Consider the following 22,088-nt stretch of genomic DNA (forward strand, 5'->3'; position numbering starts at 1 on the left):
CGTCCTTGGGTTACGGCAATTTGGGGTACAGCGGCTTGAGCGGGCCGCCAATCTGGCTGTAGTTGTCGACGTCGCCGTCTTCACTGTCATACAACTGGCGCGCCAGGCGGTTGTCTGGCGCGCGCTGCAGGAAGGGGATCAGCCAGGCCAGCTTGTACGGGGCAACCGAGGTCTGCGACTTGCCCTTGAGTTCCGGCAGGTCGTCGGGATCGAGGATGCTGCGCGCGGCAAAGTTGGCCAGCAGGTCGAGGGTTTGCTGGTCGTCGGCGCTCCACGCCAGGCCATTGACCCGCGCCGACTCGGCCAGCAGCACCAGCGGCACCAGGGCGTACTGGCTGTAGGTGGCGGCCAGTTTGCCGCGGGCAACTTCCAGCGGCAGGTAGGCGTAGCTGCCATCGCTGGCCTTGACTGCCTGCTGCAGGCCACGGCGTAGGTTACCGTCGGCCCACTGGATAAAGTCGTCGCGCTGGATCAGCATGCCGGTCGCGGCCACGGCCCAGGCCGCCCAATAGTCATGGTTGTTGAACCAGGCAAACCCGGGGTTACGGCGCGGCTGGTATTCGGCAATGATGCGTTCGCCCAGCTGGCTGAACCATTGGCGCTGTTGTGGCGTCAGTTGTAGCTTGCCGTCGCTGGCGGCCTGGGTCATCAGCACGGTCGAGGCCATCGCTGCCACCGCCCACTTGCGCGCCGCCATGCCGGTGCTGCTGGCGTCCGGGTTGAGCAGGGCCTGAGCCTGCGCCCAGCGCTGCAGCCACTGGTCCTGGCAGGCCAGGGCCATGTTCGCTTCCTGCGGCGTTTTTGCTCGCTGAAAGCGCTTGCTGGCATAGATCAGGCCGCCGATGAACTGCTTGACCTGTTTGCCGATCTTTTCGCTGTCGGCATCGGGGCTGCTGCGCAGGGTCGATTTGCTCGCATCGCGCTGGTCGTACTTGCTCTGCATCTGCAGGCTGCCGGTATACGGCGGTGGCGGCTCTTTAGTGCAGTGCAGAGTGCGGTAGTCGGCGATCATCGCCGACTGCGCGGTAGCCCGTGGCGGCCAGATCGAACTGGCCGCCAGGCTCTGGCTCAACTGCAGGCTGGCGCACAGGCCCAGGGCCAGGGCGCTCCAGGTCTTTACAGGCATAGTCGGGTTTCCACCTGGGTCGCCGCGCTGCCGGGCTTGGTCGGCTCCATGAACACCGAGAGCAGGTTAGCCCCGGCGAACTCCTTGGCGCGGCTCAGCTCCAGGTAGTACTGCCCCCCGGTGACTACCGCCTCGCGGCGGAACCAGACCTTGTCGCGGGCGCCGTTGTCGTAATAGACGATCACGTAGAAATCCTTGACGTTCTTGTCGCTGATACGGATATCGAGGAAGCCGCCGTTGACCGCTTTGCGCGCTTCCCCGGCATTGCTGAGCAACTCAATACGCTCGTTGACCTTCAGCGCCGGCCGTTGCAAGCGGTTGGCCATGACCTCGGTGGACACCGGGCAACCACCCTTGATCGCCGGAATCAGCTGGCGGTACATCAGCTCGGACTCCAGCTGATAGTTGGCCGGTAGCTCCCAGATGATCAGCTTTGGCGGCGCCTTGGCTTTGTAGTTCTCCGACAGCAGGTACTCCAGCAACGAGCCATCCTGACCGACGCCGGGTAGCGCATAGTTGAGGATGTCGACGTCCAGGTACTGCTTGAGGTAGCCGTCGAAGTTGAATTGCTTGCTCTCGTCTTCACGAGCGGCGGCGTTACTGTCGCCGACCAGGATCACCTGCGGGTCCGGCGCGTCATCGAATAAGGCTTCGGCGCCTTGATCCTCAGGGATGGTCTGAAAGCCGCGCACGTACTGGAACCCGTAGTTGTTGCCACAGATGTAGCTCAACGCCAGGTTCAAGGTACCGTCCTTGGGCACCATCACCCCAGGTTCGGTGCGGTACTGCTTTTTCTCCAGCGCAGCATAGAACGGCTGTTTGCGTACTTCCTCGGCCAGCAGGCGCGCGGTGGCTTCAGCACCGGCTGGCGTCCAGTGGTGATCGCGGCGAAAGAAGAACTCGCCCTTGGGCGGCGTCTGCACCAGCTGCATCATCGGCGCGACAATCGCACCGCCGTTGCGCAACTGTTGCAGGTAGCTGCTCAGGTTGCCGCTGGCCCGTGCGTAGTCGAAGCCGTGCAGTTTGTCGGCGTACAGCTTGTCACGGTGCATCAGGCCACGGGTTGGCTGGATGGCCATGGCCACCTGGATGCCCTGCCGATGGAAGGTGTCCATCAGCCGGGCAAACTCCGGGCGCATGGGCGCGGGGATGCCGAAGTCGTTGGTCAGGTCGACCGCCGAGCGGAACAGCCAGCGATCCTTGCCCGGAACAATCTCGCGCATCAGTTTCATCCGCCCTTCGGCGTAGTGCTGAGGGTTGCTCAAGCCGGGGCAGGTCAGGCATTCCAGGCCCTTGCAGGTGGCCTGGTCAGGCGTCTGGGCGGCCACGCCTTGCACGCTGAACAGCGCACCTGCGGCGGCGAGGCCAAGGGCGAATAGGCTCTTCATGGTGCCACTCACTCGCTCGGGTCGATGCTGTTGGCCAGGCTCATGCTGCGATAGCCGGCGCCCTGCGGCAGCAACACGTAGCTGTAAGAGCGGCCTTTCTTGAGGAACAGTTCGTCGAATTGGGCAACTTTCTGTTGGTCGTCATAGGCGGCAAAACCAATCTTGATTTCATTGACCATGCGGCTGCCGGTCTGGTCCTGGCCGAGGGTGTCGACCACCACACTTTTACCATCGACGGTTTTCAGCGCGACCTTGGCCGGGGTCAGGTTGTAGAACGCAATCTGGGCTTTTTTCGGCTCGTTGACGTACTTGTCGGCAATCAAGGTCAGCCTGCTGCCGTCATACACCACGGTGCTGGCGGCATTGGCCTTGAGTTGCGGTTCGATCGCCTTGTTACCGACGGCGATCTTGTGGCTGCCGGCCGGGGTGAAGCGGTAGCCGCTGAGTTGCCCGGCGGCGACCCGCTGCGGGTTGACCTTGCCGCTCAAGGTCACGTCGATGTTGCTGTCGGACAGGTTCAGCACCCGCACGAACGCAGAATCGGCCGGGGCCACGGCGTCGTACAGGTCAGCATTGCCTTCGGCGGCGATGCCCGGGTTGCTGATCAGCAGCAGGGCGCTGGCGGTGAGCAGGCACTTGAGCGAACGGTTCATGGTGATCTCCTTGAAAGTCTCAGAAATGTTGGGTCTGGCCAGGTCGGCTCAGCGAACCAAGGCGGTGGGCGAGCAGGGTGCGCAGGGGGAACTCCCAGACCACGGTGTCGATCTGCGGGTTGTTCAGGTCGTCGCTGGCGAGGAACTGGTTCATCGCCTCGAACGGACCACGGGCCTCCACGGCAACACTGAGCAGGTCACGGTTGAGGGCCTCTTTGAGAAAGCCGGTGAAGTTCCAGTCATCGATCTTGCTGTAGCTGGTGCCGACCAGCAGCAGGCTCTGTTGCTCATCGGCGAACAGCGCGTCAGTGCTCTGTTCGGCCTTGAGGGTTTCGTACACAGCGATATGGCTCGGGCCAAACTGCGGGGCCAACTGGGCGTGGTTGAACTGGATGTAGTTCATCAAGTCACCCTTGACGCTTTTCTCCGCGACCTTGGTCGACACATAGCGCTCATCACCGATCAAGTCCGGGCGCTGGCGCGCCAGCTCATTGGCGCTCAGGCGCGCGCCTTCGGGGCTCCAGTGGGTGTCAGACTTGAGAAACAGCTCGGGGCCGGCAAGGTGGCTCAAGAATGCTGAGCGCAGTGGCGTGACCTCGATCTTGTTGGCCTGCAAGCCCGCGACGAAACGGTCATAGAGGCTGATCGCCCGTGGATCGACCGCACGTTCGGCATGGGCACCATAAACATCCACCTTCATCGGCAACGGCAGCAGGATCAGGCGCTTGTTGTGCGCCTTGAGCTTCTGCTCGACCTCGGCAATCTGCGCCAACTGGCCCTCAAGGTTGGCTTGCAGGTTGTTCGGTACGCGGTATTCCTGGTTGGTGAACAGCCAGCCGTCCTTGCCCAGCACCACACCTTTGGTGCCTTCATCGAACAACCGGTACTGGGCGTTGGCCCACAGCTCAACCGACGGCTCACGCAGGAAGAAACGCTTGTCGTAGACCTGCTCGAACTTGCGCAGCAATTTGCCGTCGACGAACAGGTTCCAGGCGTCGCTCTGGCTTTTGGCGAAGCTGAACACCGGCGGCAGCGAGTAGACGAACATCCCCGCCAATACCCCCGCGAAGAGAATGCCGTTGACCTTGCTCGCCGAATTCATGACCGGGTACATGGCCGTCTCCTAGAACTGAAAGTACAGAAAGGGTGAAAAGGAGTTCGCCGCCAGGCTGCTCAGGGCCAGGGCGAAACCGGCCCACAGCAGCAGGGCCTTGAGGCCACCGACATGACGCATGAAGTACTGCTCTTTGTTGCCGGCGTAGTAGCGCACGTTGTTGCTGCCGGCCAGCACCAGCCAGCACAGGGCGACGGCGGCAAACGACATGGCCATCTTCGAAGCACCGAGCACATACAGGTCCAGCGAGCCGAAACCATTGAGGCCGAACAGCGCCTGGTAGATGTCCAGGCTGTGGCGCAGGTCGTTGGTGAAGAACAGCGGCATGCTCAGGATGATCAGGAAGAAGGTGCGCAGGTTGCGGCCCAGGTGGTAGGGCGTGGTGACCTTGGTCGCCAGGTTGAACTTGCGCTCGATGACCATCCCCACACCAAAGAACAAGCCCCAGAAAATGAAGGCGAAGCTGGCGCCGTGCCACAGGCCCGACAGCAGCATGGTATAGACCAGTGCCGGCAGCGCCCCGGCCACCCGCTTGCGCACCAGCGGCATGTACACGTAGTCACGCAGAAAATGCGCCAGGGTCATGTGCCAACGTGCCCAGAACTCGGTGATGCTCTGCGAGACATAGGGCTGGTTGAAGTTCTCCGGGAAACGGAAGCCCATCATCAACGCCAGGCCCAGGGCCATGTGGCTGTAACCGGCGAAGTCGAAGTACAACTGCAGGGTCGACACCACCAGGCCAAACCAGGCATCGCTGAGCTGCAGGGTGCCTTCGCTGATGAACAGCGCGTTGATCGGCGCCAATTGGTCGGCAATCAGCACTTTCATGATGAAACCGAGCATGAAACGGCACACCCCCAGGGAAAACAGCTCCAGGGAATGGGTGCGCTGGCGCAGCTGTGGGGCCAATTGGCTGTAACGCAGGATCGGCCCGGCGACCAGGTGCGGGAACAGCGCGACGAAGGCGGCAAAGTCGATAAAGTTGTTTGTCGGCGTCGCGTCCTTGCGGTAGATGTCAACGATGTAGCTCAGGGCATGGAACACATAGAAGGAGATGCCCAGCGGCAGGAAGATGGTCTCCAGGCTCCAGGTGTTGATGCCCAGCGGCGCCAGCAAAGCGGCCAGCACTTCGGCGCCAAAATTGGCGTATTTGAAGTACCCCAGGGTCGACAGGTTGCCGACAATGCCGATCCATAGCAGGCGCAGCGCCCAGCGCTTGTCACCGGCGTCCAGGCGCGCCTTGATGCGCAGGCCGAACCAGTAGTTCCAATAGGTAATGGCGACAAACAGCAGCAAAAAGTCCGGCCGCCACCAGGCGTAGAAAATGTAGCTGGCGGCCACGATTACGGTCGAGCGCCACTGTGGCCGCGCCAGAAAGTAAACGGCGAGGAACAGCGGCAAATACAGAAACAGAAAGACGTTGGAGGCGAAGATCATCGAAGGGTCCGTCCTTAGTAACTGATCACGACGCCGACACTCAGCTGGTAGTCATCGCCACTGTCCAGGGCGTTGCCAGCATTGAGGTAGCTGGCGCTGACCAGGGCGTTGACGTCCAGGTGTTTGCCGTCGATGGCCACCGGAAACATCTTCCAGTAGTAGTTGAGGTCGTACATCTGCCCGACGTCCTTGCCACTGCCATTGTTGCCTTGGGCAATTGCGCGGTTGCGTTCGCTGCGCTGATCGCCGTCGATGCGCACCGGCAAGGTGCCGTCGGCATCGCGCAGCTTCAGGTCAGTGACGCGCAGGTCGAGGGCGCTGCGTGGGGTCGGGTTGGTTTCCAGGCTGATGCCGTAGTAGCTCAGGTTGCGCAGATCGAGGCTGACGAACGAGCTGGTCAGGCGTGTGCTGTAGCTGCCCTGACGGGTGATACGGTCAGACTGGATAGCGTTCAGACGGAAACCATCGTTCTCGTTGCTCGGCTTGTCGGTCAGGCCACCGCGCAAGGCCACGCGCGGGGTCCAGGGCAGGTCGTGGAAGCGTTTGCCGATTTCGCCCAGCGCTGCCCAGCCACTGGCGTTGTGGCCGGTGCTGGTGACACCGTTGTTTTCGGTGTTGTCGACCTTGCCATCGAGCCCGGCCAGTTCTACATGGTAGTCACTGAACAGCGGCGTCACGTCCAGGTCATCGGCCTTGAAGAACAGCCCGTAGCGCATGCCCTTGAAGTCGTAGCGATCTTCGGCGTCGTGGCCGCTGTGGTCGTTTTCGTGCATCAGGCGCACGCCGGCCCAGTTGCGTTCGCTCCAGCGGTAGGCGTATTCACCCATCAAGTAGGTAGTGCGCTCTTCGCTGTCGGCCAGGCTGTTGACGTCGCTGTTGTAGTTGTAGAACTTTTGCCCCACCGCCAAAAAGCCGCGGGAGAAGGTGTCGTTGTAGTTGAAGCGCAGCGACTCCAGGCTGTCGTCCCACCAGATGCCGTAGTCATCGAAATAGCGTTGGCGGCCGACCGACAGCGAGAAGCGCGGGTCATCGCCGAGCAGGTTGCGTTTGACGTACAGCTCGCGCAGTTCGGCGTACCAGCCTTCCGGTTGTTCGCGGTCGAAGCTGTTGCTGTTCTCGTTCTGGGTGCTGATCGACTGGCTGGAGTCATAGTTCAGCCACAAGCGGCCATAGACCATCCATTTGGCCCAGCGCTTTTCTGGCGAATACCAGGCAAACGACGGCTCGTAGCGCAGGCTGTAGAACATTTCGCGGCTGCGGCCGACCTCGGAGTTCTCCGGGCCGTAGCCGGTTTGCATCGTGAGTTTGTTGAAGAACTCCGAGGTGATGATCGGTTCACTGCCGTCGCTGGGCATCACCCGTACCGGTTCAGTGCTGTCGGCTTCGGGGCCGGTGATTTCTTCTGCGGCCATGGCCGGGTACAGCGGCGTCAGGGCCAGCAGGGCACCGAACAGGGAGTGATGCGCTTTCACAGGGTTGTCTCCTTCAACAGATCGGCGCGGGCCGCCAGGGCACGCTCGATGTCATCCTTTTTGAGGGTCTTTTGCAGACGCTTGAGCAGGCTGCGTGCGCCGTTTTCACCCAATTCCACCGCGACCTGAGCGTAGGTGTAGGCCTTGACCGGGTCATGGCAGATGGCGCGACCGTAGGCGTGCAGGGTGGCCATGCGGTACCAGGCGGCGGTAGAGCCGGCCTGAGCCTGGGCCTGGAAGATCTGCAGGGCTTTGTCCTGATCCGGCTCGTCTTCGACGCCTTTGCTGTAGTACTCGGCTAGCAGCAGTTGGGCATCGGGGTAATGGCTCGCGATCAGTTCATCGATCAGCGCCCGGGCTTTTTGCGGGTCGAGGGTCAGCCAGTTGTTGACCATGTAGAACGACGCCTGCAGGGCCTTGGCGCGGGTCGCTTCGCGGGCCTTTACCTGGTCGATCAGCGCCTGGGTTTCCTCGGCGTTGTGCTCGGTGGGGTTGGAGATCATGAAGTTGGCCTTGGACACCATCGCCGGCACGAAGCCACGTTCGGCGGCGTTGTCACGCCAGCGCTGGGCTTCGGCGCGGGCCACGTCGAGGGTGTCGCTCTGGGCTTTTTCCGCCGCCAGTTGCGCGGCATCCGCTTGCACCCGGGCTGGGCCCATGGCGCTGGTCTGGCGCTCGTAACGGTCGGCTTCAAGTTCAGCGCGCTGCAGGCTGTTGATGCTGTCGAGCAGTGAACCGATGCGGTGCACAATTTCCACCGGCAGGGTCGGCCGCTGGGCTTCCAGGCTGCGGGCAAAGGCCGGGAAGGCGCGGTCCTGGTCGTCGCCGAGAAAGCGGTAATAGCGATCGATCGCCCGCACATCCACGCGCGCAGCCTGCTGGTACCAGTGTTCGGCTTGCTGACGGTCGCCCTGACGCTCAGCCAGTACGGCGCTGTACAGCTCAGGGCGACAATTGAGCAGGCACGACTGTTGGTACAGCGCGAGCAACTGTTGGGCCTGATCGGTGGAGACCAATTGCGGGTACACCAAAAACACCTCGAGGGTGGTGCTGGCGTTGCGCGGGTCGAGGGTCGCCGGGTAGCGCGTCAGCGCCTGCGCTAACCAATCACGCTGGCCCGGTTGCAGGCTGGGGGTACGGTCGAGCAGGCGTGCCAGCGAGGCCAGCGCCGGAATTTGCCCGCGGCCATCGGCGAACGCCTCCTTATACAGGCTGATCACTTCCTGGCGGCTGGCACCGTCGGTGTTGGCCAGGACATCGCCAAGCAGCAGCTTGGAGGCCAGGTCGCCACGCTCAGCGAGCAGGCGCAGATCACCGCTGACATTGGCACTGGGGTCCTTGTACAGCGCATAGCGGATCTGCTCCAGGCTCTGGCCGGCCGATACGGCACCGGCACAAGCTACGCACAGGCTTGCCAACAGCAAGCGGGAGGGCATCATCGCGTTCATCGCCAATCCTTCCTTTGCGCTCAGCGCGACGCCGTGAACGGCAAGCCCAGGAACAGGTCGACCGCCACGGGCTTCTGGTAGGCCTGACGCGGCAGCGGGGTGTCCGGCGCAATGGTCAGGGCCAGGTTCTTGTTGGCTTCATCGACGCGCGAATCGACCACCTTGCCGCTGAAGTGCTCATCCAGGCCGAAGACTTTCAGGTCCACCGAGGTCACCCGGGAGATGTCGGCGAGCTTGTCGAACGGCACGTTGGCGGTAACGAACAGGCCTTGGTCGCGCGGCAGCAAATGCATCAGCGGCGCCTGCTTGTAGCCATACCCATCAAGTGGCTGAGTCGGGAAGTACACGTCGCAATCGCACGGGCTGTTGATTACCGTCTCGATGGTGGCGCGCCCGAGCAGGGTTTGCAGGTCGCCTGGCGACAGGTCGGCCACCGCTTTCATGTCGGCCGGGCTGGTGAAACTGGTGGCCAGCTGCGTGGAGATATTGGCCAGTGGCTGGCCGGCCTTCACTTCGGTCTGGCCAGGCTGCAGGAGGAACTTCACATAACCGTTGTCGGGCATGCTGATGACCTGAGCGTTGGCCGAGACCTGAGCCTGCACCGCTGGAATGCGGAAGAACAGCAGGTAGCTCTTGTAAGCCACGAAGCCCAGAGCGGCGAGGCCGGCAGCGGTGTACAGCAGGGTGCCCGCCACCGCTTTAAGACGATCGCCGCCACTGCGCGCGCTGGCGTGCTGCTGCTTGCGCTCTTTGATGTAGTTTTCCCGCTGCATCACGTTGAACAGGCCGTTGATGTCGGCAATCTCGCCCGACAGATAGGCGCTGATGATGTAGCGCAGGATGTCGCGCTTTTGCGCATCGAGGTCGACGAATTGGGCGCCGACTTCTTCGCCGCGCTGGGAGACGATGCGCACTTTGCTGTCCAGGCTCAGGTCGACCTGATTCAGGCGCAGGCGGATCGAGGCGTTGTACAGGCTGCCGATGGTCAGCGGCTTGTCGTGGCGCAGGCCAATGCCGCCCAGCGAGATGTCCTGCAAGGTGGTTTCCAGGGGCGGCTGGCCGTCCGCTGCCAGGGTGACCTTGGCGTTGATCCGGGTGCGTACGTACTGGCGCTCGTCGATCGCTTCATGAACGACGTTGGCTGCAGCTTTGGCGGGAACGGTAGGTGTACTTGAGCTACTCATGGCAGGCGCCTTTCCTTAACGTTGCGTGAGTTCGAGAAGAACCGAGATGACTCCGAAGAAGATGGCGATCGATGAAAACAACATCGCCTTGGAGGACCAGCGGTTCAGGGCAGCATCGAAGTCGACGTTGCCGTTGCTTAATGTGGTTTTCTGGCGGGTCCAGCGCTGTTGATCCATATGAAACAGCGCGTAGATCTTCATCACCGAGCCGACAATCTGGTTGTAATAAAGAACGAAGGGGTACACCGGGCTCACCGGGTGGCCGGCGAACAGGAACAGCACGGTGACAATGCTGCGCGACAGCAGCACCCAGAACAGGTACACCAGCAGGTACTGAATGCCGAACACCAGGCCAGCCACCACCGAGGCGGTCAGGCCCATCAGGCAGGTCCACATCGACACGCGCTGATCGAGCAGCACGTACAGGGTGAACAGGCCCAGGCGCGCCCGGCCGAGCAGGGCGGTGGCCCGGAAGTTCTGGCGCAATGAGTTGCCGTACCAGCGGAACATCAGCAACCGGGTGGCGCGCCAGAAGCTGTTGTCTGGTGGATGCTCGACCGTCAGGGTGTTGCTATCGGGCACATAGAACGTGTCCCAGCCAGCGCGCATCAGGCTCAGCCACGAGGACTTATCGTCACCGGTGAGAAACTGGAAACGCCCCAGGCGCCAGTGCTCGAGAAAGTCGGCTTCAACGTCGCGGATGAAATCCGGATCGGTCATGACGCTGGCGCGAAAGAACGACAAGCGTCCAGTCAGGGTCAGCACCCGGTGCGACAGGGCCATCGAGCACATGTTGATGTGGCGTTGGACGAAGCGCATCGAGTGCCACTGGCGCATCAAGTTGCTGCCTTCGACTTCGCAGAACTCGTTGGTGGTCAGGCCGCCGACTTTGGGCAGATAGGCAAACAGCTTGACCGCGCGCTCGACACAGCCGGGCAGCATCATGGTGTCGCCATCGACCACGCCGACCACCGAATCTTCCAGTGGCATTTGCCGCGACAGGGCGCGGAAAGCATGGGCCAGGCCGTCGCGCTTACCGGTGCCACGCGCGCGCACGATCACCAGTTTGATGTCGTCGCGGTCCTTGACCTCGTCGCGCATGATTTGCTTGATGAACTGTTCGTCGCCTTTCTCGACGATCGAGGCAATCACCGTGCACGGCACCTTCAGCCGCTGCACCTCCTGGAACACTGACTGGTAGACCTTGAAGGTGGTGTGGGTGGGGATACGAAAGCTGGTCACCACCATGAACATGTGCGCCGGCAACGCCGCATCACCCATGCGCTCAACCGCCTTGCGGATGCGCGGAAACTTCCAATGCAGGAAGTACATGCCGCGCAAGTAATGGACGATGGCATTGCCATAGCGCCACATGCCCAAGGTGCCGATGATGAAGATGAAGCTGTGATGGCTGGGGTCCAGATACGCCGGGGCGATCATCTCCGAAGCCAGGGCAATCAGGGCGAACAGGCAGGCCCAAGCGCAGAAGCTGGTGGCTGCCCGTCGTGCGCCCGAAGGCGGTTGTTGCTGTCGTTCCATCTAACCGTTGCTCCGTTGTACAGGCGCCTGAGCCTGAGCGAAAAGCGCACTTGCCAAGCCCGACCGGGTTGCGGCAGGCAGTCAAAGGCAGGTTTGCAATTCGATCAGGCGCAGGCCTGGGATGCTTGCCGTGGGCTCTCTACGGAGCGCTTGGCGTTACCAGCAGATACCCTGTTGGCTGTCGTTGCTGCCATGGGGCATAAAGCCGACCAGGTCGATGACTTGCTTGCCTTCGGCGACATCCAGGGCTTGGGCAAAGCTGTCGTCGTTGTTGCCCAGCACGATTACGTCAGCGCCGTCGATAACCTTGCGCAGGTCATTGCACAGCAGTGACGAAACGTGAGGGATCTTCGACTCGATGTAGTCGCGGTTGGCACCGAAGACACGCGCATACTCGACGTTGGCGTCGTAGATGCTCAGCTCGTAACCCTTGCCGATCAGCATTTCCGCCAGCTCTACCAGTGGGCTTTCACGCAGATCATCAGTGCCGGACTTGAAGCTCAGGCCGAGCAGGCCGATGCGGCGTTTGTCCTGCCGGGCGATCAATTCGAAGGCGTTGCGCACCTGGTTGCGGTTGCTGTCCATGATCGCCGCCAGCAGTGGGTGCTCAACGTCCAGTTGTCCGGCACGGTAGGTGAGGGCGCGCACGTCTTTGGGCAGGCATGAACCACCGAAGGCAAAACCCGGGCGCAGGTAGTAGCGCGACAAGTTGAGTTTGTAGTCCTGGCACACCACGTCCATCACTTCGCGGCCGTCGACGCCGGAGGCCTTGGCGATGTTGCCGATCTCGTTGGCAAAGCTGACCTTGGTCGCGTGCCAGACGTTGCAGGTGTACTTGATCATCTCGGCGACTTCGATCGACTTGCGGATCACCGGCGCGTCCAAGCCTTTGTACAGCGACTCGAGGAGGTCGCCAGATTGCTGGTCGAGTTCGCCGATGACGGTCATGGCCGGGAAGTCATAATCCTGGATGGCGGTGCTTTCGCGCAGGAACTCCGGGTTCACCGCGACACCAAAGTCGATCCCGGCGCGTTTGCCCGAGGCTTTTTCGAGGATCGGGATGACGACGTTTTTCGCCGTGCCTGGCAGTACGGTGCTACGTACCACGACGGTGTGGCGGCTGGCTTTATCGCGCAGGGCCATGCCGATTTCCTGGCAGACCGCTTCCATGTAGACCAGGTCCAGGTCGCCGTTCTTCTTACTTGGCGTACCCACGCACAGCAGCGACATTTCGGTCGCCGACACCGCGGCTTGAACATCGGTGGTACCGCGCAGATGACCGTGATTGACGCCATCTAGCAGCAGTTGCTCAAGCCCAGGCTCAACAATCGGCGACTTGCCCTGGTTGATCATGTCGATCTTGTCCTGGGAAATATCGACCCCCACTACCTGATGGCCACGTGAAGACAAACAGCCGGCACACACAGCGCCCACATAACCCAGCCCGAAAATACTGATGTTCATAGTTCCCTCTTCCGCGCTCAGCAAGGCTGACTCGGTTACTCGGTTTATCGAAAGTAGTGACGTGGCAAGCACGCATAATCTAATCGCGCGCTGAACAGGCGATGGCCGTGTTGTTCGTTCTCTTATTTCTATCCTAAGGGGGATTTTTTTAGTTAAGCAAGCGCTCTGTTGTTAGTAACTCAAAACAGTTTGATATTTGTTTGTTAAGTTTTAAAAACCGTTTAAAAACAATGACTTAAAGTTGTCAATAAGTTGTGTGTCAAAAAACCGATCAACCCTTGACTGTCGAGTCTATGGCGCCAATAAAATGTAGTTGTGGTTTCGTTCGACGACCTTCTGACGTTTTTGGCTCCGCTGTTTGCTGCTTTCATTTAACTTTTTTGGCGCGCTAAGTTGTTGCCTTTTATCGTCAGTAATTGTCTGTGCAGTGACCTTTTTAGTGGGTGCAAAGTTGTCCGGATAATTCGCCTGCATCGGTCTTTTCAATGTTCGATAACAATCCTGTACAGACAACTACAGACAGGTGTCGCGCCGGTTGGCTTGTGCCCGGTACGCGTTCTTGTGCATAGTGCTGTCCCAACGGCCCTATCCCGCAGGTTTAGGGGGTTACCTGTAAGGGTGGTGCAGCAAGGACAGGGAGTGGCAATGAACGGAATCGGATCCCGGTTACGAGAAGAAAGGGAGCGTCTGGGCCTGACCCAACGTGTATTCGGTGATATTGGTGGCGTCGAGCCCAACGCTCAGGGCAAGTACGAAAGTGGCGAGCGGACGCCTAAGGCTGATTATCTGGCAGCCGTCACAGCCCGTGGGGTTGATGCCCTGTATGTACTGAGCGGTCGGCGCACGCCGATGCCACAAAATAGTCTGAGCCCGGAGGAAGACCGCTTGCTCGGCGCTTTCCGTGGCTTGCCCTCGGTCGATCAGGCCGCAGTCCAGCAATTGCTTGGCAGTCTGGCCGCTGCATTGTCTCAGGGCTGTGCGCCGGGTTCGGGGCAGGATCCGGCGGTATTCAGGCGTGCGACGGGCAAGGGCAAAATTGCAGCGATGCGATGACGTGTTCCGTTAGCTCTAGCGCTTGGTTTTTTGCTAAGGTGGCGGGATCCAATTGCCGCCGCAGTGCGAGGTGTCTGCTTGATTAGGGTCCTGGTGGTCGATGATCACGATCTGGTACGTACGGGCATTACTCGTATGCTGGCCGATATCGATGGCTTGCAGGTGGTGGGCGAGGCCGACTCTGGCGAGGCATCCTTGAAGGTCGCGCGTGAACTCAAGCCCGACGTGGTCCTGATGGACGTGAAGATGCCCGGGATCGGTGGCCTTGAAGCCACCCGCAAACTGCTGCGCAGTCATCCGGATGTGAAGGTGGTGGCGGTGACGGTCTGTGAAGAAGACCCGTTTCCCACGCGCCTGTTGCAGGCAGGGGCCGCCGGTTACCTGACCAAAGGTGCGGGGCTCGATGAAATGGTCCAGGCCATTCGTCTGGTGTTTGCCGGGCAACGTTACATCAGCCCACAGATCGCCCAGCAGTTGGCCCTCAAGTCGTTCCAACCACAAGGCTCGCCGTTCGATGCGCTGTCAGAGCGGGAAATCCAGATTGCGCTGATGATCGTCGGTTGCCAGAAGGTGCAGATCATCTCCGACAAGCTGTGCCTGTCACCGAAAACGGTCAATACTTACCGTTACCGGATCTTCGAAAAACTCTCGGTCACCAGCGACGTCGAGCTGACGCTGCTGGCGGTCCGCCACGGCATGGTTGACGCCAGTCTCTGAACTCATGACCTCTGTGTTCGATTCAAGTGCTTTCCTGGCGACCTGCAGCGGTCGCCCGGGCGTTTACCGGATGTTCGACGGTGACGCTCGGCTGCTGTATGTCGGCAAGGCGAAAAACCTCAAGAAGCGTCTCGCCAGCTATTTTCGTAAAACCGGCCTGGCGCCGAAGACGGCTGCCCTGGTGGCGCGCATCGTCCAGGTCGAAACCACGATCACCGCCAACGAGACCGAAGCGCTGCTGCTCGAGCAAACGCTGATAAAGGAATGGCGGCCGCCCTACAACATCCTCCTGCGTGATGATAAGTCTTACCCTTATGTGTTTCTTTCCGATGGCCCGTTCCCTCGTTTGGGGATTCATCGCGGCGCGAAGAAGCAGAAGGGCAAGTACTTTGGGCCTTACCCCAGCGCTGGCGCCATTCGTGAAAGCCTGAGCCTGCTACAGAAAACCTTTTTCGTCCGTCAGTGCGAAGACAGCTATTACAGCAATCGCACCCGGCCGTGCCTGCAATACCAGATCAAGCGTTGCAAGGCGCCTTGTGTCGGTTTGGTCGAGCCTGAGGAATATGCCGTCGATGTGCGTCACTCGGTGATGTTCCTCGAAGGCCGCAGTCACCAGTTGACCAACGAACTGAATGCCGAGATGGAGCAGGCGGCGATGGCCCTGGAATTCGAAAAAGCCGCTGAGCTGCGTGACCAGATTGCCTTGCTGCGCCGGGTCCAGGACCAGCAGAGCATGGAAGGCGGCAGCGGCGATGTTGATGTGGTCGCGGCGTTCGTCAACCCCGGCGGTGCCTGTGTGCACCTAATTAGCGTGCGTGGCGGGCGGGTCCTGGGCAGCAAGAACTTCTTTCCTCAGGTCGGTATCGAAGAAGAAGTGGCCGAAGTGATGGCCGCGTTTCTTTCCCAGTACTACATCGGCAATGCCGAGCGCGACCTGCCTGGCGAGCTGATCGTCAACGTCGTGCACGAAGACTTCGCCGCCATCAGTGCCGCGATTGAAGCGCTGCGTGGGCGCGAGCTGACCATCAGTCACCGCGTGCGCGGTACCCGCGCGCGCTGGCAACAACTGGCGGTGACCAATGCCGAGCAGGCATTGAGTGCGCGCCTGGCCAACCGTCTACACATGGCGTCCCGCTTCGAAGCGTTGGCCCAGGTGTTGGCCCTGGATGAAACGCCGCAGCGTCTGGAGTGCTACGACATCAGCCATTCCAGTGGTGAGGCGACGGTGGCGTCCTGCGTGGTGTTTGGCCCGGAAGGACCGTTGAAATCCGATTACCGGCGGTTCAACATCGAAGGCGTCACGCCCGGCGACGACTATGCCGCCATGCATCAAGCCCTGACCCGGCGCTTTGGGCGGATCAAGGACGGTGAGGGCAAACTGCCCGACGTGTTGTTGGTCGACGGCGGCAAAGGCCAGTTGAACATGGCCCGCGAGGTACTGCAGGAACTGGCGGTGCCCGACCTGATCCTGCTGGGTGTGGCCAAAGGGGTGACGCGCAAGGCCGGCTTCGAAACCCTTTACCTCAACGACGCCGCTCATGAGTTCACCCTCAAGGGAGACTCGCCGGCGCTGCATCTGATTCAGCAGATCCGCGATGAAGCGCACCGATTTGCCATTACCGGCCACCGTGCCCGGCGCGGTAAGGCCAGGCGTACGTCAAGTCTGGAAGACGTTGCCGGGGTAGGGCCAAAGCGTCGCCGCGACCTGCTCAAACACTTCGGCGGCCTGCAGGAATTGACCCGCGCCAGCATCGAAGAAATCGCTAAAGCGCCAGGAATCAGTAAAAAGCTTGCCGAGTTGATTTATGCCAACCTGCATAGCGAGTAGAATGCACGCTCACTTTGCAGCCAGTTGTGCCGATGAATATCCCAAATCTACTTACAGTTCTTCGCGTCCTGCTCATCCCGATCTTCATTTTGCTGTTTTATGTTCCGTATCACTGGAGCTATATCGCAGCGAGCAGCGTCTTTGCGATTGCCGCAGCCACCGATTGGCTTGACGGTTACCTGGCCCGTCGCCTGCAGCAAAGCACGCCATTCGGTGCCTTCCTTGACCCGGTGGCCGACAAGCTGATGGTTGCTGTAGCCCTGGTGCTGCTGGTGCAAGTGCATGCGAACTTCTGGTTGACCTTGCCAGCGGCAGTGATCATCGGCCGAGAGATCGTCGTTTCGGCGCTGCGCGAGTGGATGGCCGAACTGGGGGCGAGGGCGCATGTGGCGGTCTCCAACCTGGGTAAGTGGAAGACTGCGGCGCAGATGCTCGCCCTGGTGATCCTGCTGGCCAACCCGCCGGTACTGACCTTCTGGGTGATCCTTGGCTACGTCTTGCTGATGCTGTCCGCCGGCCTGACCTTGTGGTCGATGCTGCACTACCTGCGCGCCGCCTGGCCGCACCTGCGCGAAGGTTCGGAACAAAAATAAAGCTTTTTTGAATCAAGGGCTTGACGGCGTTCGATGATCCTATAGAATGGCCGTCACCAAATGCGGGAATAGCTCAGTTGGTAGAGCACGACCTTGCCAAGGTCGGGGTCGCGAGTTCGAGTCTCGTTTCCCGCTCCAGATTTAGCGCTACAGTATTCAGCAGAGTACTGTAGCGATTGAAAAAGGCCCTTCGGGGCCTTTTTTCGTTTCAGTGGTTTTGATTGAGGTCCACTCTCAGCACTGAACGTCACATCCTATGGTTCTGGCGGCGTACAGGCACAAAATACAGCACAATCGCCGCCTTGAACGTATCCCCAGGTCGTGCCTGAGCACTCACCAGCGAACCCTGACCCCCAGATTACCAATCACCCCATTGAGGTCACTGTCAGCGACGTCACTGCTGTAGTCGGCACTGACAAACAACGCCACTTTAGGGCTAACCCGTGCGACCAGCCCTAAGCCCACCTCCACGGTGGTGGAGTTGGCTGCGTTGATTTTGTCGACTTTTTCCAGGTTGACGGTGTCGTTGTTGGAGAAATCGTGCCAGACGTTGGTGCGCAGGAAAGGCTCGATGGGCATACCGTTAACGTTGTAGCGAGCAGACAACTTGGCCCCGACCCGACCGGTCCAGTTGGGCTGTTGCTCGAAGGCCTGGCGAGTGTCGGTCTGGGTCTGGCTGCCGGGAAAGTATTGTTGATTGATCAACTGCGCCTGCGGTTCCAGGATCCAGTTGCTACCCAAGGCAATGGGGTAGCCACCTTCGACCGATAACGTCAAGGCATGACCATCGCCATCCAGGCGCTGTCCGTTCTCGCTACGGCCGTTGACATCAAAGCGCGTACCCATGGCCACCGCATCCACATGCCAGCCCTGTTCGTGGGTCATGCTCCAGTACATGCCCAGGCTTTCACCTTCCAGGCTGACGTTGGATTTTTTGTCGCCAACTTGCGGTTTGCGCATGCCATCAAAGCCACTTTGCAGGTTGCTGTGGCCGACGAAGAACCCCACCCGATGAACATTGCCGGCGCTGGTTTCACGGACGAATATGTCTGGGCTGATTTGCAGGCTCTGGTTGTTCATTTCCAGGCGGGCGGGTGCCGGCGCACCAATTTTTCCTGGGGCCGGAAAGTACGGCGCCCATTGGCTGGCGATGACGTCAGTCTGCTGTGACGCGTTGCGCTCGGCCATGCGCTCGGAGAATGCGCTCAGGGTGCTCAGACCCAGGCCGCGGGCACTCACCGGTGTCAGTGTCAGCCCTTGCAGAGTCTGCGTCTGCATTTGTACAAAGGTGTTGAACGGGTCGTTATCCTCCAGGCCCAACGCATGGGTTTCCAACGGGGTTGCCAATAGCAGCGACGTGGAAACCGCATAGAAAACATACTCAAAGCCCGTAGGATTCGGAGTTTTTTTCATGGCGGATCTCCTCTGATTGTTACAGCCAAGGATCTGGCCTGATGTCACGGGCTGTAAGACAAAACCAGAGGGCGACCCAAACCAGCAAAAAAATTCCTGCCGCGCGCTGAAAGGCGCGAGCTAGACGCTCGGAATAGAGGTGCGGCATTACTTGTAGCTAAGGAGAGTACGGGGCGGGCGTCAAGAAGACGTGAAGTAACCGTTGTCAAGCTATTGGATGCTTTAATCGGCTGAAAATTAACGATTATTCATAATGCATAGTCGTGCCGGCTCTTTCAGCCAACACGGCTATGCCGAATCATTGCTAAAGCCGCACTTCTACCGCCAGCGGCAGATGATCGGAGAGGTGGCTCCAGGGTTTATTGCCCAGGATTCGTGGCGCATGACTGTTGGCATTGCGCAGGTAGATGCGGTCCAGGCGCAGCAAGGGCAGGCGCGCCGGGTAGGTCCGGGCGAGCAGGCCATGATGACGCTCGAACGCTTCATGCAGCCCGCGGTGCAACCCCAGGGCGCGATTGCCGTGCAGCTTCCAGTCATTGAAGTCGCCAGCGATAATCACTGGCGCGTCGGCCGGTAGCGAGTCGAGTAACCGGCGTAACAACTGCAGTTGCTTTTGCCGATGACTTTCCAGCAATGACAGGTGCACGCAGACCGCGTGAACATGCGGCTGACCGGGCACATCCAGCACGCAGTGGAGCAGGCCACGGCGCTCGGGACCGGTGATCGACACATCCAGGTTGCGGTGCTCGATGATCGGGTATTTGGACAACAGCGCATTGCCGTGGTGGCCATCGGGGTACACCGCATTGCGGCCATAGGCGAAGTCGGTCCACATGCTGTCGGCGAGGAATTCGTATTGTGAGGTTTGCGGCCAACCGGCGTAGCGGGCGGCATGGCGGTCGTGACTGCCGAGCACTTCCTGGAGAAAGACAATGTCGGCCTGGGTGCTACGCACCGCCTCGCGCAGTTCCGGCAGGATGAAACGGCGATTGAAGGCGGTAAAGCCCTTGTGGGTATTGACGGTGAGTACCTGCAAGCGCCGGACCGCCGGTGCTTGTTGGGTGGCACAAAGGCGTATGGGGTCCGGTTCGACGTTCACGGTTGCTCCTGGTCTTCAAGCCTACTGCATGGGACTGGCGTTGAGCGTGCTCAGTTCCCGTGCATCAATTGTCGTCTTCGCGATGTAACTCCAACAACAACAGCGAGCGCCCCGGCAGCTCAAGCTGGCTGGCGAACTCATGCCGTTCACCCTTGCGTAACTGGGGCCGATCCGTATCGATCAGGCAGTTCCAGTACTCGCCTTCCGGTACCTGTGGCAGGGTGAAGGTGACGCCGTCATGCTGGGCATTGACGATCAGCAGCAGGGTGGCATCGGCTCCCGGACGCGGGATACCACTGACCTGGGCGCGGCCATCCATCAACATGCCCAGGCATCGGCCCTGGCTGTCTTGCCATTGCTCAACGCTCATCTCGTCGCCATCTGGCGCCAACCAAGTGACATCCTTGACCCCAATCGCCTCATTGTAGTCGCCGACCAGAAAGCGCGAGCGGCGCAGCACCGGGTACGCCAGGCGCAGTTTGGTCAAGCGTTTGACAAACTTGAGCAGGGCGGCGCCTTCGTCATCAAGTTGCCAGTTGACCCAGCCAATCTCGCTGTCCTGGCAATAAGCGTTGTTGTTGCCATGTTGGGTGCGGCTGAATTCGTCGCCGGCAACGATCATCGGCGTGCCTTGGGCCAGCAGCAGGGTGGCGAAGAAATTACGCATCTGGCGCAATCGCAGGGCGTTGACCTCGGCATCGTCGGTGGGGCCTTCGGCGCCGTGGTTCCAGGACAGGTTGTTGTTGCTGCCGTCTTCGTTGTTTTCGTCGTTGTCCTCGTTGTGTTTGTCGTTGTACGAAACCAGATCGCGCAGAGTGAAGCCGTCATGGGCAGTGATGAAATTGACGGAAGCGTAGGGCCGGCGGCCGCGGCGATTGAACAGTTCGCCGGAGGCCGTCATGCGCGCGGCAAAGTCGGCCAGCTGGCCTTCATCGCCTTTCCAGAAGGCTCGTACAGTGTCACGAAAGCGGTCATTCCATTCGGCCCAACCGGGGGCAAAGTTACCTACCTGGTAGCCACCGGGGCCGCAATCCCAAGGCTCGGCAATCAGCTTGACCTGGCTGAGCAACGGGTCTTGGCGACAGGCCACGAGGAAGCTGTGACGCTCATCGAAACCTTCGTGGTAACGGCCAAGGATGGTCGCCAGGTCAAAGCGGAAGCCATCCACATGCATCTCACCCGCCCAGTAGCGTAGCGAATCGGTCACCAGTTGCAGCACGCACGGGTGGCTCAAGTCCAGGGTGTTGCCGGTGCCGGAATCATTGATATAGAAGCGCTTGTCATCCGGCATCAACCGATAGTAGGAGGCATTGTCGATGCCGCGCATGGACAGGGTCGGGCCCAGCTCGTTGCCCTCGGCAGTGTGGTTGTAGACCACATCGAGAATCACCTCCAGGCCGGCATCGTGCAGGTGCGCCACCATCTCTTTGAACTCGGCGATCTTGCCGTTGGCCAGATAGCGCGGGTGGGGGGCGAAAAAGGCAATGCTGTTGTAGCCCCAGTAATTGTTCAGGCCCTTTTGCAGCAGGTGCTGGTCGTTGACGAAGGCATGGATCGGCAACAGTTCGATCGAGGACACGCCCAGCTGTTTGATATGGCCAAGCAACTCATCACACATCAAGCCGGCGAAGGTGCCGCGATTGTCCTCGGGCACCGCGGGGTGGCACATGCTGATGCCGCGCACGTGAGCTTCATAGAGGATGGTGCGGTCCCAGGGCACGCCGACACGCTGGTCACGGCCCCAGGTATAGGCGGGGTCGATGACTTTGCATTTGGGCACGTACGGGGCACTGTCACGCTCATCGAAGCTGAGGTCGCCATCAGGGTGGCCGATAGTGTAGCCGAACAGCGCTTCGGACCATTTCAGACCGCCCACCAGTTGCTTGGCGTAAGGGTCGATCAGCAGCTTGTTGGGGTTGAATCGGTGGCCATGTTGCGGCTCGTAAGGGCCATGCACGCGGTAGCCATAAATCTGCCCGGGATGTGCGTCGGGCAGGTAACCGTGAAAGATTTCGTCGGTGTACTCGGGTAATTCGATGCGTTCGAGTTCTACCTCGCCGCTGGAGTCGAACAAGCATAACTCGACCCTGGTGGCGTGGGCCGAGAACAGTGCGAAGTTGACGCCCAGGCCATCCCAGGTGGCGCCCAAGGGAAAGGGCAGGCCTTCGCGGATGCGTGAAGGTTCGACGACGGGGGCGGCGGCGGGTTTTGGCTTGCTCATGGGACTCCTTGGCGACGTCAAGAATGGCCGGCTGTCCTAGGGAGCAGGAGGCAGCCGGCTCCCGCAGGGGTGGCTTGAAAAATCAGGCGACTGGAGGCTTTTTCGTCGTTCGCGGTTTTTTCACCGCAGCGGGTTTGCTCGCAGAGACCTCCAAAGGCGTTCCAGGCTTGGCTTTGGCTTTGCGTGGAGCGACTTTGGGCGCCAGGGCCTCGGCTTCGGCCAGTTTGCGCGCCATTTCCCAATGGCGACTTTCCTGGCCCTCGGGTTTGCCCTCAGATTCCCAGATCTGGTAGGCGAATTCGCGAACACGTTTTTCTTCGACACTCATCTCGACGCTCC

The 22,088-nt window shown here is 60.4% G+C and carries 18 protein-coding genes and 1 tRNA gene; 5 read left to right on the plus strand and 14 right to left on the minus strand.

What is annotated here, in order from left to right:
• Positions 1-10: 10 nt before the first annotated feature.
• The 10 genes from ACQRAX_RS16290 to ACQRAX_RS16335 all read right to left on the minus strand — a co-directional run bounded on the left by ACQRAX_RS16290 (position 11) and on the right by ACQRAX_RS16335 (position 12,825).
• The gene (locus tag ACQRAX_RS16290) at positions 11-1,126 is read right to left on the minus strand and encodes a polysaccharide lyase (RefSeq protein ID WP_412039412.1); all 1,116 of its coding nucleotides are present in this window, start codon (positions 1,124-1,126) and stop codon (positions 11-13) included.
• Positions 1,117-2,514, minus strand: a complete 1,398-nt coding sequence (locus ACQRAX_RS16295; protein WP_412039411.1) for an alginate O-acetyltransferase AlgX-related protein — start codon at positions 2,512-2,514, stop codon at positions 1,117-1,119. Before ACQRAX_RS16295 ends, ACQRAX_RS16290 begins: the two co-directional genes overlap by 10 nt.
• An 8-nt stretch (positions 2,515-2,522) precedes the next feature.
• Positions 2,523-3,167 (minus strand): alginate O-acetyltransferase AlgF, encoded by a 645-nt coding sequence (locus ACQRAX_RS16300; RefSeq protein ID WP_045184118.1) that lies wholly within the window; start codon positions 3,165-3,167, stop codon positions 2,523-2,525.
• Between the two features lie 19 nt (positions 3,168-3,186).
• Positions 3,187-4,281 (minus strand): alginate O-acetyltransferase, encoded by a 1,095-nt coding sequence (locus tag ACQRAX_RS16305; protein WP_412039410.1) that lies wholly within the window; start codon positions 4,279-4,281, stop codon positions 3,187-3,189.
• A 9-nt stretch (positions 4,282-4,290) separates the two neighbouring features.
• Positions 4,291-5,718, minus strand: coding sequence for an MBOAT family O-acyltransferase (locus tag ACQRAX_RS16310; RefSeq protein WP_412039409.1), 1,428 nt, complete (start codon positions 5,716-5,718; stop codon positions 4,291-4,293).
• Positions 5,719-5,732: 14 nt separating this feature from the next.
• Positions 5,733-7,190 (minus strand): alginate export family protein, encoded by a 1,458-nt coding sequence (locus ACQRAX_RS16315; RefSeq protein ID WP_412039408.1) that lies wholly within the window; start codon positions 7,188-7,190, stop codon positions 5,733-5,735.
• Positions 7,187-8,638, minus strand: a complete 1,452-nt coding sequence (locus ACQRAX_RS16320) for a tetratricopeptide repeat protein (protein ID WP_412039407.1) — start codon at positions 8,636-8,638, stop codon at positions 7,187-7,189. The genes ACQRAX_RS16315 and ACQRAX_RS16320 overlap by 4 nt, the downstream gene beginning before the upstream one ends.
• Before the next feature lie 20 nt (positions 8,639-8,658).
• Positions 8,659-9,822, minus strand: coding sequence for a PilZ domain-containing protein (locus tag ACQRAX_RS16325; RefSeq protein ID WP_412039406.1), 1,164 nt, complete (start codon positions 9,820-9,822; stop codon positions 8,659-8,661).
• A gap of 15 nt (positions 9,823-9,837) precedes the next feature.
• Positions 9,838-11,361: a glycosyltransferase gene (locus ACQRAX_RS16330; protein ID WP_412039405.1), complete on the minus strand. Its 1,524-nt coding sequence runs from the start codon at positions 11,359-11,361 to the stop codon at positions 9,838-9,840.
• Between the two features lie 156 nt (positions 11,362-11,517).
• Positions 11,518-12,825 carry a nucleotide sugar dehydrogenase gene (locus tag ACQRAX_RS16335; RefSeq protein ID WP_412039404.1) on the minus strand — a complete coding sequence of 436 codons (1,308 nt, stop codon included), beginning with the start codon at positions 12,823-12,825 and terminating at the stop codon, positions 11,518-11,520.
• Between the two features lie 645 nt (positions 12,826-13,470).
• Here ACQRAX_RS16335 and ACQRAX_RS16340 point away from each other — a divergent pair.
• The 5 genes from ACQRAX_RS16340 (at position 13,471) to ACQRAX_RS16360 (ending at position 17,154) form a co-directional block, all read left to right on the plus strand.
• On the plus strand, positions 13,471-13,878 hold the full coding sequence (locus ACQRAX_RS16340) for a helix-turn-helix domain-containing protein (protein ID WP_412039403.1): 408 nt from the start codon (positions 13,471-13,473) through the stop codon (positions 13,876-13,878).
• A gap of 78 nt (positions 13,879-13,956) precedes the next feature.
• Positions 13,957-14,595, plus strand: a complete 639-nt coding sequence (gene gacA, locus ACQRAX_RS16345; RefSeq protein ID WP_010221877.1) for a response regulator transcription factor GacA — start codon at positions 13,957-13,959, stop codon at positions 14,593-14,595.
• 4 nt (positions 14,596-14,599) lie between these two features.
• Positions 14,600-16,423, plus strand: a complete 1,824-nt coding sequence (gene uvrC, locus ACQRAX_RS16350) for an excinuclease ABC subunit UvrC (protein ID WP_412039402.1) — start codon at positions 14,600-14,602, stop codon at positions 16,421-16,423.
• A gap of 32 nt (positions 16,424-16,455) precedes the next feature.
• Positions 16,456-17,016 carry a CDP-diacylglycerol--glycerol-3-phosphate 3-phosphatidyltransferase gene (pgsA, locus tag ACQRAX_RS16355; RefSeq protein ID WP_412039401.1) on the plus strand — a complete coding sequence of 187 codons (561 nt, stop codon included), beginning with the start codon at positions 16,456-16,458 and terminating at the stop codon, positions 17,014-17,016.
• A gap of 62 nt (positions 17,017-17,078) precedes the next feature.
• Positions 17,079-17,154, plus strand: a tRNA-Gly gene (locus tag ACQRAX_RS16360).
• A gap of 195 nt (positions 17,155-17,349) precedes the next feature.
• On the opposite strand, the gene ACQRAX_RS16365 is transcribed toward ACQRAX_RS16360, so the two are convergent.
• The 4 genes from ACQRAX_RS16365 to ACQRAX_RS16380 all read right to left on the minus strand — a co-directional run bounded on the left by ACQRAX_RS16365 (position 17,350) and on the right by ACQRAX_RS16380 (position 22,077).
• Positions 17,350-18,429: an autotransporter outer membrane beta-barrel domain-containing protein gene (locus tag ACQRAX_RS16365; RefSeq protein ID WP_412039400.1), complete on the minus strand. Its 1,080-nt coding sequence runs from the start codon at positions 18,427-18,429 to the stop codon at positions 17,350-17,352.
• Positions 18,430-18,733: 304 nt separating this feature from the next.
• Positions 18,734-19,528, minus strand: coding sequence for an endonuclease/exonuclease/phosphatase family protein (locus tag ACQRAX_RS16370; RefSeq protein WP_412039399.1), 795 nt, complete (start codon positions 19,526-19,528; stop codon positions 18,734-18,736).
• 64 nt (positions 19,529-19,592) lie between these two features.
• Positions 19,593-21,749, minus strand: a complete 2,157-nt coding sequence (glgX, locus tag ACQRAX_RS16375; protein WP_412039398.1) for a glycogen debranching protein GlgX — start codon at positions 21,747-21,749, stop codon at positions 19,593-19,595.
• 82 nt (positions 21,750-21,831) lie between these two features.
• Positions 21,832-22,077 carry a DUF2934 domain-containing protein gene (locus ACQRAX_RS16380; protein WP_412039397.1) on the minus strand — a complete coding sequence of 82 codons (246 nt, stop codon included), beginning with the start codon at positions 22,075-22,077 and terminating at the stop codon, positions 21,832-21,834.
• Positions 22,078-22,088: the final 11 nt, after the last annotated feature.

This window comes from Pseudomonas sp. UM16 (genome assembly GCF_050312595.1).
GTDB lineage: Bacteria > Pseudomonadota > Gammaproteobacteria > Pseudomonadales > Pseudomonadaceae > Aquipseudomonas.

Bases quoted from the DNA above. Each gene is read 5' to 3' on its own strand.
- ACQRAX_RS16290 (WP_412039412.1), bottom strand. From the start codon at position 1,126: ATGCCTGTAAAGACCTGGAGCGCCCTGGCCCTGGGCCTGTGCGCCAGC.
- ACQRAX_RS16295 (WP_412039411.1), bottom strand. From the start codon at position 2,514: ATGAAGAGCCTATTCGCCCTTGGCCTCGCCGCCGCAGGTGCGCTGTTC.
- ACQRAX_RS16300 (WP_045184118.1), bottom strand. From the start codon at position 3,167: ATGAACCGTTCGCTCAAGTGCCTGCTCACCGCCAGCGCCCTGCTGCTG.
- ACQRAX_RS16305 (WP_412039410.1), bottom strand. From the start codon at position 4,281: ATGTACCCGGTCATGAATTCGGCGAGCAAGGTCAACGGCATTCTCTTC.
- ACQRAX_RS16310 (WP_412039409.1), bottom strand. From the start codon at position 5,718: ATGATCTTCGCCTCCAACGTCTTTCTGTTTCTGTATTTGCCGCTGTTC.
- ACQRAX_RS16320 (WP_412039407.1), bottom strand. From the start codon at position 8,638: ATGAACGCGATGATGCCCTCCCGCTTGCTGTTGGCAAGCCTGTGCGTA.
- ACQRAX_RS16325 (WP_412039406.1), bottom strand. From the start codon at position 9,822: ATGAGTAGCTCAAGTACACCTACCGTTCCCGCCAAAGCTGCAGCCAAC.
- ACQRAX_RS16330 (WP_412039405.1), bottom strand. From the start codon at position 11,361: ATGGAACGACAGCAACAACCGCCTTCGGGCGCACGACGGGCAGCCACC.
- ACQRAX_RS16335 (WP_412039404.1), bottom strand. From the start codon at position 12,825: ATGAACATCAGTATTTTCGGGCTGGGTTATGTGGGCGCTGTGTGTGCC.
- ACQRAX_RS16340 (WP_412039403.1), top strand. From the start codon at position 13,471: ATGAACGGAATCGGATCCCGGTTACGAGAAGAAAGGGAGCGTCTGGGC.
- uvrC (WP_412039402.1), top strand. From the start codon at position 14,600: ATGACCTCTGTGTTCGATTCAAGTGCTTTCCTGGCGACCTGCAGCGGT.
- pgsA (WP_412039401.1), top strand. From the start codon at position 16,456: ATGAATATCCCAAATCTACTTACAGTTCTTCGCGTCCTGCTCATCCCG.
- ACQRAX_RS16365 (WP_412039400.1), bottom strand. From the start codon at position 18,429: ATGAAAAAAACTCCGAATCCTACGGGCTTTGAGTATGTTTTCTATGCG.
- glgX (WP_412039398.1), bottom strand. From the start codon at position 21,749: ATGAGCAAGCCAAAACCCGCCGCCGCCCCCGTCGTCGAACCTTCACGC.
- ACQRAX_RS16380 (WP_412039397.1), bottom strand. From the start codon at position 22,077: ATGAGTGTCGAAGAAAAACGTGTTCGCGAATTCGCCTACCAGATCTGG.